Source organism: Nonomuraea sp. NPDC059194 (genome assembly GCF_042754765.1).
Taxonomy (GTDB): Bacteria; Actinomycetota; Actinomycetes; order Streptosporangiales; family Streptosporangiaceae; genus Nonomuraea.
This window is the reverse complement of record NZ_JBHZBH010000064.1, coordinates 21,821-30,873: the sequence shown is the minus strand read 5'-3', so window position 1 is coordinate 30,873 and position 9,053 is coordinate 21,821. Positions and strand designations below refer to the sequence as shown.

Sequence of the window (9,053 nt, the reverse complement as noted above, 5' to 3'; positions counted from 1 at the left end):
TGGAGACGCGCACGCCGGGTGCGGCGGGCGGGCCGGGGAAACCCATCGTGAGCAATCACGGCAGGGCGCCCCGGTCCGACCCAACCCGGCACCCCTTGTTCGGCATCGCAGGCTCCTGTCCCTAACTCCAGAGTCCGCCATGGCGTACTTTTCCTCAAGAGGTCGGGAAGCTGCCACTGACCTGCGGTTTTAGCTGGTAGGCGTGTCGCGGCCGCGGTTGAGTTGGGCCATGAGTTCGCGGTTGGCCGCGCGGGCTGCTTCCAGTTCGTCGTCGCGGTCGGCGAGCTGGAGCTGCAACTCGACGTTGCGCTGTTCCAGGGTGGTGATGCGGGCTTTGAGCTGGTCGATGTCGTCGCCTCCGCCGATCCCGGCCTGACGGTAGACCTGCTCGCCGAGGGCTTCGCTGAGGCGTTTCTCCAGTTGGCGGACCTGGGCGGCGAGGCGGGCGTTGCGGGCATCAGCGGCCAGCAGATCGGCCTGGAGCGAGGCGCGGGAGACGGCCGGGCCCCGGCCGCCTGCTGTGGTGGCTGGCTCGGCGGCGTGGGCGTGGATCTGGGCGAGCAGGTCCCGGTGCCGGTAGAGGAAGGTGCGGTCGACTCCCGCCAGGCGTGCGATCTGCGAGACGGTGATGTCGCTGCCGTCGCGGGCGGCCTGGTTGAGCGCGGCGATGACGCGGCCGCGGCGGCGGCCGGTGTCGGCCCGGCGGCCTGCCAGCATCGCCTGGACGGCGTGGTCGTGGGTGGGTGTGGTCATGCTGGGCGCTCCGGTCGCAGGTCGGGCAGGGGCTGGTGGATGCGGGGCATGCCGAGGAAGCCTTGGCGCATCTTGCGGACGGTCGCGGCGGCTTGGCGGATCTGGTGGCGTTCGTCGTCGGTGAGCTGGTCAACCTCCTGGGTGACCCGGTGGATCAGTCGGCGGACCCGGTTGATCTCCTCGTCGGAGGGTGCGGCCTCGGCGAGGGCCCAGGCGTCGGCCTCGGCCATGGATCGCAGTCGTTCCCGGTTGCGGAGTAGGTCGTCGAGGTAGGCGCGCAGGTCGGGCAGGTAGGACACGTCGGTGCTGAAGTGGTCGCAGCCGACACAGCGGAACCGCAGCGGGCAGTGGCCGCCACCGGCTGCGACGTTGGAGGGTTCGAAGCAGGTGCCGAACGGGACGACGACCGCGCCGATCGCCTTGCGGGTCCGCTCGGCCTCCAGCAGGGAAGTCACCGCGCCCCAGATCCGCCGGCCATGCCGGTCGAACTGCAGGGTGGTGACCTTGTCGACGGCCTCGAGCAGCCGCTTCTCCTTGATCCGGTAGTAGCAGCGTGACGACTCGAACGAGTCGTGGTCGAGTAGACCGGCCAGCACGTCGATGCCGACCCCGGCGTCGGCATGGCGCTGGGCGAAGGAGTGCCGGTAGGCGTAGGGGAAGATCTTCTCGCGGTCGAAGACGGTGCCGTCGTCGAGCCGGATCTCGGGCAGGCTCTCCACCCAATCGCGGTGCATGTTCGACAGGTGGTTGGAACCGATGCTCTTGTCACCGCGGGGGTTCATCACCAGCACCGGCAGCAGCACGAGCGTGCCAGCGTCCCGGTCGGGGAAGCGCCGGCGGACGTGTTCCTGCTGAGCTCGGATCAACACTGCGGTGGGCTCGTGGATGGGCAGCTCGCGGCGGATCCGCTGTTCCTTGAAGTTGTCGTAGATCAGCACGGGCTTGCCCTGCCGGTCGCGGCTCAGGCAGTCGAAGCGCAGCTTGCAGACCTCCTCGGGGCGCCGGCCGGTGTCCATCAGCAGTTCGACGGCGACCCGCATCTCCCGGCAGGTCTGGTCCTCCAGCTCGTCCAGGTGAGCACACAGCACCCGCATCACCTCCGGCGGCAGGTCCTGGGCTTCCTCCGAGGATGACGGCGGCTTGGGGATGTCGGTCTTGGTGAGCACGAAGTCGTCGGGCAGTCCCGCCATCGGTTCGCCCGCCCTGGTCAGGCCCAGGGCGCGGACGTGGCGCAGGACGTGACGGACGTGCCGCAGGTAGGTCCAGCGGGTCGGAGCTCCCAGTACGCCCTGCTCTTGCAGGAAGCGAGTTCGGTTCAGCCAGTTCTCGATGTCGGGCCGGCCTAGCGCGGCCGGGTCCAGGCCCCGGTCGGGGCGGGCCCGCAGGGTCTCCGACAGGCTGGCCAGGCCGTGCAGGTGCTGCTGGACGTGGGAGTTGGTGCTGCGCGAGCGGACCGTGGACAGGTAGTCGCGGGCCCACCGTTTGGCCGCTTGCCGCAGCCAGGGCTGGCCGATCTTGGTGAACGTCAGGTTGCCGCGGTGGCCGAACGGCGCCAGGTCCCAGACGTCCTTGGTGTATTCGCTCTCGGGCGTCTTGCAGGCCCGGACGGCCGCGGTTCGGGTGCCGTTGAGCAGTTGGACGGTCTCCTGGTTGCGCTCGGGCTGGGGCATCTGTTCCGAGCGGGTCGCGCCGGCGAAGCTCGCGGGCCGGATGGTCCGGTCGATCAGCGCCCGCAGGTTGCCCAGGTCGGTTCGCGCGCCTTTCTGGCAGCGGATCTTCAACCCGAACAGCAGTTGCGCGATGACCAGGTCTGGCAGTCCTCGGAAGCTGATCTCCGCGCCGTAGCTGCCGGAGGGCGCGGTTCGCAGCCATTCCTGCTCGTTGATGTGATTGCCTGCACGGCGCATGCGCGAGAGCTGCCTGCTGTGGCGATCACAAAGCCCCAGCCGGAAATCGGTGGCGGCCGGGCGCGTGCAGGCCAGCACCCCGCAGTCGCCGAACCCCGGCAGCGGCTCCACCTGCGGATCAGCCAAGAACTCCTTGAGCGTGCCGCCCCACTGCAGGAACTGGTAGCGGTGGGCACGACACAGCGGCATCTTTCCGCTGTCGAGCGCGGGACGCCCGCAGGCAGGCACCCGGCAGTCCTCGACGCCAACCTTCCTTCCGGTGCGCGGGATCGCGGCGTACTCCTCCCGCGACAGTCCGGACTTGCGCCACCGGGCCGAGCACGTCGCGCAGAACCTCTTCCCCTTCACCGCCGAGTCACAGTCGATCACCGGGCAGGCCCGCGGGCCCATCGTCGGGTGCCCGGTCGGCGGTGTCAGGATCCGCCGTTCGTGGTTCCATCCGACGTCATCGAGGTACTCGGTGCCGATCAGCTTCCAGAAGAACGCCGCGAGCTCGGCGTCGCAGGCGTCGCCGCCCGGCGCGGGCGGCTGCAGCAGCGGGCCCGTCACCGCGCCGCTCCCGGCTGCCCGGTGGTCTCGCGTGGTGAGGGCACCCGGTCGATCGCCTCGCGGAGCCGGTCCGGGGCGGGATGCAGATACGGAGTGCTGCTGGACACCCACGCGTGGTCGAGCAGCGCGGCGATCTCGTCAAGGGTGCCGCCGGCGTCGGCGACGTTGCTGGCGAACGCGGCGCGCAGCATGTGCGGCGAGACGACCCGCGACAGGCCGGCCCGCCGCGACAGCCGCCCCAGCAGATCGGTGACCCCGTCCGGCGTCATCGGCGCGCCAAGCGGCTCGGCGAACAAGTTCACCAGGACGAAATCGCTGGCCGGCCCGTGCGGCAGCGCCATCCGCTCGATCACGTACTGGTCATAGGCCTGGACCACCAGGAAGTCGACCGGTTTGCCCGGGCCCGCCCCTACCTGGCGCTTGGCCCACGCCCCGTTGACGTTCTCCCGCCGCACGACGTGCAGGTGCGAGCCCGCCACGGCGCAGCCCAGCGCGGTGGAGTCCGGCATGAAGTGCAGGTCCTCGCGACGCAGCCCAGCCGCCGCGCCCCGCCGCAGGCCCACCCGGGCCAGCAGCAGCACGATGAACCGGTCCCGGGCCGACCGGCACGCGCCGAACAGCGCGACGATCTCGGCGTCGCTCGCGCGGTCGCGGGGCTTGCGCGGCACCTTGACCCGGTGCCGGGTCTTCATCCGATACCCCATCCCCGCGCTGCGGGCCTCTATTGGCAGGTCCCAGTCCTCGGCCACCTCATACAGCTGGGCGAGCACCTCACCCGGAACCGTCTTGACCGTGATCCCATGGCAGAGGAACTGCCGTACGCCGGTCAGCACGTTCTCAATCCGGGCCGCCCCGCGGGCGTGCTCGGCGCCGGGCCCGGCCAGCACCAACCCCGACGGTGACGGCGACTCGATGCCCGTGGTCTTCTTCGACCCGTATCTCAGCCAGGTCACAAACAGCGCCAGGTCGGCGGCCGCCGTACGCCAATCCCGGCCCGTCCGGACGCACCAGCGCAGGTACAACGCGATGTGCCCGGCGTACGCATGGGTCGTCAGCTCCGCCTGGTCCCGGCCGAACCGTACGTGACGAAGGAACGCGTCCGCCTCCGGCATCACCGCCAGCTCGTCATCCAGCACCGTCCAGTACCCGACCCCCGACGGCAGTCGCACAGGGAAAGCCCGCAAGCTCCGCTCCGATCTCGTCTGCAACATGCCACTACAGAAGGTGACAGCCTCAGAGATGCGTAGCAGAACCCCAGGTCAACCCGCGGTGTGCAACGTCCCACGACACTCTTGTGCGCCCGGGAGAACCATGCACAGCAGCACAGGAACTTATCCGCCAAATTTCGGGCGTATGACACTAGCGCTGCAATCAGAAACGATCAATGAGTCGGGCGACAGCTTCAGGCCGAGGGCGTGAGGGGAGCGCTTCCACGGAATATGCGCCTGAGTCGACATTCAGCTGTCGTTGACGTGTCGCACGGCTTTCAACGACTCGCACCATCACCAAAAGTCGGACAGTGCCAGCTTTTTCGCCCATCTTCGGCATCGGATGATGCAGACCTCTTTCTCCCAACTCCGTGGGATCGACTGCGCATGACATGGAGGTGCATTATGTAATGCGAATGTCCACGATCTGACCACAGTTCTGAGTCCCGCCCACACGGCTGACCCCCGAGAGCAGGGAGCCCCCCATGTCCTTCGCCAAGCACATCGGGCCGATCCTTCGAACGGCCATGGAGATCCTTCGAGACTCGGATCGTCCATTGCAACCGGACGAGGTACGGGAGGCGGTAAGCGAGCGCGTTCCGATAGTGCCCGAGTATCAGGGTCTTAACGCGCACGGTCAGGCTCGCTGGTGGGCTCAGCTGGGATTTCGGACCGGGGAGGCAGCCTCGCTTGGATGGGTGACCAAAAGGAACGGCTGGTCGATCACCGAAGCGGGGAGGCGGGCACTTGAGAAATATCCCGACATGGAACTCTATCGTGAATTGGCTCGGCAGTATCGGGCGCGTCGACAACCCCCCAAGGATCGCGCATCCACGGATCCTCGTTGGGGCCGAATCATGGAGGCGCTGGCCACACTGGAGCCCGGCATGTGGACGACCTACAGCGATCTCGCCGAACTGGTCGGTATTTCGGGGCAGGCCGTTGGGGGGTTTCTCGCGAACGTTGAGGCCAGCAACGGCCACAGGGTGCTTCTGACTGGAGGCCGACTATCCCAGTATTTTCACTGGCACGATCCGGAGAGGGAAGATGACCCTCGTGACGTGCTGGAACAAGAAGGAATATTCTTCGACAGCGACGGGCGTGCAAATCCCCGGCAACGCATCACCGCTGACGACTTCCGCAAAATGCTGTCCAGTCCCGGTCCGGCCCCCTCGCCCCATTCGAGTCAGCAAGCGAGCGAGTCCGACGGCTCCCTGGAGGCGTTTGGTCAGTTCCAGCAAAACCTTGGATACGCAAGACAACTGGTGCACGGGGGCAGAAACCTAGAACGATTGGGAGTCGGCGCGTTCGACGTAACCGACCTGTACCGAGCCGCTTGGACCCAGGCTGTCGCGGCGCTTGATCACTGGATAACCCGAGAGATCGTCGATCGTGCCGTGGCTCTCGCGCTGCAGCCGGAGGCAAATCGGCCGCCCAAGTTCAACAAGCTGTCCATCCCTGTCGAACTGTTCGAGAAGGTTCACCATCATGATGCGCCGCTCGGAGAGACCTTCCGTGCGCACGTAGAGCAGGTCTTCGGCTTCATGACCTTCCAGAACCCAGACAAGATCAAGGATGGGTTTGCCCACGTCAGTACGGTTAACCTTTGGGTTCGCGTCGCCGAAATCCTTACTGATCAGGATTCGAAAGCGCCTATTTCCTCGGATGGTGTACGCGCCAGGCTGAGGGAGATCGCATGGCGCCGCAACAACATTGCACACACGGCTGATCACGACCCCGAGCATGTCGGACAGAAGGTCTCCATTAGCGCGCATGAGGCGGAAGACACTATCGCCTGGCTGGAATCCATGGCGATCGCCATACAGCTGGCGCTCGGTGACCCGCTCCCCACCGCGGACTATGACGTCGCACCAGTCGAGGCTGGCGCACTGGGGGCAGTACCCGAAGCCCTTGATGACAGAAGGCGAGACACCATCTCTCGGGGACAAAGTAAATGGGACGAAGGAAGCCTCCTCCACGCAATCGAGCAATACTGTCCGCCACAGGTGGCCGAGACACTACTGGCGGTCTACCGGCATGCGGAGCGCCATCCGTCCTTCCGCGGGTACTACTTCGGCGGAGGAGAATACCCCTCCGCCACAGCATGGTTCAGCCTCGGCTCCGACGAAGCAGCCGTCTGGAGTATTTACACCGGAGTGAGCAGGTCGGTCCTCTCGATCAACTTTGAGTGGATGCACAACCGCAGCACCTCTCCGGAACGCCTCTCGCGCCTTGCAGACGCGCTCAGCGTACTTCCGGGATGGGCTCACATAGGTGCACAGCTCGCATCGGCGGACTACGCGAAGCGACCGTCACTCGCACCCCTGGCACTTGCCAGGCACGACGCCGCCAACATCATCGTCCCAGCTCTGAACGACCTTTTGGCCATATACAACGACGCCTGAGCAGACTTTTTTGCTGTCAGGACGGCCCTTCTCAGGGCACGTGCGCTTCAAGGTTGCCCATGTGTACACGGTACGGAACGACATGCGCCGTCACGGTCCGGCATAGCTACGGAGAAAGCGGGCAGAGCGACAGACTGCGCTTGCAAGAAGCGGCCGCAGGCTCGCGCACTGCTGCGAGTCCAACGGTGGGGCGTGCATGAGATCGCCCGCCAACTGGCCCGATCGCCATCCGCGGCGCCCGTCTGGACGCCCGGCTCTTGACCGCGTAGTGGCATGCCAGACCGGCGCGCCCGGCACCCGAGGACCGCCAACGACCCGCTGCGGCACCACGTTCAAAACAGGCTCTCCGGTACGGTCACCGCCAAGGACGGCGCGCTGGATCCGACGGCGCGTAGCGCGTTACCGACGGCCGCAGGCGCATCCCCCCGCCGCGGCAGCAACAGGATGCGCTGCGGAGGGCCATGCATGTGCAAGACCGGCCAGGAGAGCCCCGGACCGCGAAGGAGGCCGCGCCGATCTGGGCATCAGAGCCTGCCGAGCCGGCGAGCCAGGATGGTGGCGGTCTTGCGATTGCCTTGTTGTCCGTGGCGAGGCCTGGAGTGCGGTTGGTGTAGATCGGAGCAGCACCCTTCCGGGCCAGATGACAGCGATGTCGTTCCGCCACCGAACCCGTCGGAATTGGTGCCCGTCTTGTCGCCGACCGTCCAGGCCTTGGGCACGCCCGCCCGGATCCGCTCGGCGCCAGCCTTGTTCGCGAGTAAACAGGCGTTGAGCTGCTCCCGGTCTTTGGCGTGCGGGCCTCCCCCGTCGCGAGCGCGCGCAGGTCTCGGCCGATGACGGCGGGTGTGGTGGTGTCGCGCTTCTCCTTGGGGTCCAGCCGTTGACAGGCCGGGGTTCGGCGCTGCGCGCCTTGTGCAGTACGGCCTCCCAAAGGGGCGGCGCCTTGAAGGTGGACAGCATCGGGAAGCGCTCGCCCGCCCGGTACGTCGCAGTTTCACCGGTGGCCGTGTCCATCGCGTATGCGCCGATGGACCATCGAACACCATCGTATCGAACATGTGATCTAACTCTTGTAGAACCAGATCCCCGGTCGAGATTACGATCTTGCTGCTCGCCGGCCTTGTTGACCGGCCGGCTCCCCATGCTGACGGGCGTGAAGATGCCCCATGATTGGACGGGAGATCGACCTTGAGGCATGTACTGATCGCGTTAGGTGTCGGCTTGAGCGTGCTGGGTTCCGCTGCCGTCACCGAGCCGGCACAGGCCGCGACTGGGGTGGTGATCCCGCTGGCTTCTTCGGTGACGGCGGCTCAGCAGGTCGCGAAGTTCTGGCTTGCCGACGGGGCTGCCAACCTGAAGAACGCCACGCCGTACGCCGTGCAGACCGCAGTCGGCGGGGAACGCCTGTCCACCGACATCGCCCCGGACGGCCGCCCGGGCGTTGTCGCGCCGGTGGAGGGGACGGCCTCGCCGAAGGGGAAGATGCCCACGACCTCGGGCAAGGTGTTCTTCATCGGCAGCGACCTCCAGCCGCACTGGTGCACTGGCACGGCTGTGCAGTCGAACTACCGGAACCTCGTCGCCACAGCCGGTCACTGCCTGTTCGACACCGAGGCCCCGGACGGCCCGCTCGCCAAGTGGGTCTTCGTCCCCGGCTACTCCGAGGGCACGACCCCGTTCGGCCTGTACGTCGGGAAGCAGGCCAGCGCTCACTATGACTTCGACTCCTACCGGGACTACGACCGAGACTTCGCCTTCGTCAACGTGTACAAAGGTGTCGTCTCCTCTTCCCCAGACGTGCTGACCGATGTCGGGAGGCTGGTCGACAACGTCGGCGGCCAAGGCCTCGCGTTCAACCAGCCGCTCGCGCCCACGGTCGACGTCTTCGGTTACCCCGCCGGCCCCAACCCCGACGGCAGGCTGCCCTACACGGGCGAGACCCTCGAATGGTCGACTGGATCGACGTTCGCGATGAAGGTCATGGGCCTCCCCGCAGACCGGCTTATGGGCGTGGACTCCCCGTTCACCGGTGAAGGCTCCCTCGGGTCCTCGTGGCTGACCCATTACACGAGCGACAGCCGTAGCGGCTATCTCAACGGCATCACGATCAGTGTTTCCGACACGGATGGCGACAATCGGTACGACACCGGCATCTCGCCGTACTTCGACGGCGAGTTGTACGCGGTCTACCGGGACGCCGCCAACCACTGGAGCGGCTCCATCGCTTAGAC

Annotated in this window: 5 protein-coding genes and 1 pseudogene; 2 read left to right on the top strand and 4 right to left on the bottom strand. The window is 66.8% G+C overall.

Annotated features, from left to right (window positions below):
- Positions 1–189: 189 nt before the first annotated feature.
- Genes ACFXJ8_RS41540 through ACFXJ8_RS41530 form a run of 3 tightly spaced genes read right to left on the bottom strand, consistent with a single transcriptional unit; the run spans position 190 to position 4,393 of the window.
- Entirely contained in the window at positions 190–753 is a 564-nt protein-coding gene (locus ACFXJ8_RS41540; RefSeq protein WP_379650690.1) for a DUF6262 family protein, read from the bottom strand.
- A complete protein-coding gene (locus ACFXJ8_RS41535) occupies positions 750–3,209 on the bottom strand; it encodes a tyrosine-type recombinase/integrase (protein WP_379650688.1) in 2,460 nt (819 codons plus the stop codon). Before ACFXJ8_RS41535 ends, ACFXJ8_RS41540 begins: the two co-directional genes overlap by 4 nt.
- Positions 3,206–4,393, bottom strand: a complete 1,188-nt coding sequence (locus tag ACFXJ8_RS41530; protein WP_379650686.1) for a tyrosine-type recombinase/integrase — start codon at positions 4,391–4,393, stop codon at positions 3,206–3,208. The genes ACFXJ8_RS41535 and ACFXJ8_RS41530 overlap by 4 nt, the downstream gene beginning before the upstream one ends.
- Before the next feature lie 509 nt (positions 4,394–4,902).
- Between ACFXJ8_RS41530 and ACFXJ8_RS41525 the strand changes: the two genes are divergently transcribed.
- Positions 4,903–6,822 (top strand): hypothetical protein, encoded by a 1,920-nt coding sequence (locus tag ACFXJ8_RS41525; RefSeq protein WP_379650684.1) that lies wholly within the window; start codon positions 4,903–4,905, stop codon positions 6,820–6,822.
- A gap of 633 nt (positions 6,823–7,455) precedes the next feature.
- Here the strand turns inward: ACFXJ8_RS41525 and ACFXJ8_RS41520 are convergent.
- Positions 7,456–7,574, bottom strand: a pseudogene (locus ACFXJ8_RS41520) (class A beta-lactamase); the annotation flags it as partial.
- 475 nt (positions 7,575–8,049) lie between these two features.
- Between ACFXJ8_RS41520 and ACFXJ8_RS41515 the strand changes: the two are divergent.
- Positions 8,050–9,051, top strand: a complete 1,002-nt coding sequence (locus ACFXJ8_RS41515) for a trypsin-like serine peptidase (RefSeq protein ID WP_379650692.1) — start codon at positions 8,050–8,052, stop codon at positions 9,049–9,051.
- Positions 9,052–9,053: the final 2 nt, after the last annotated feature.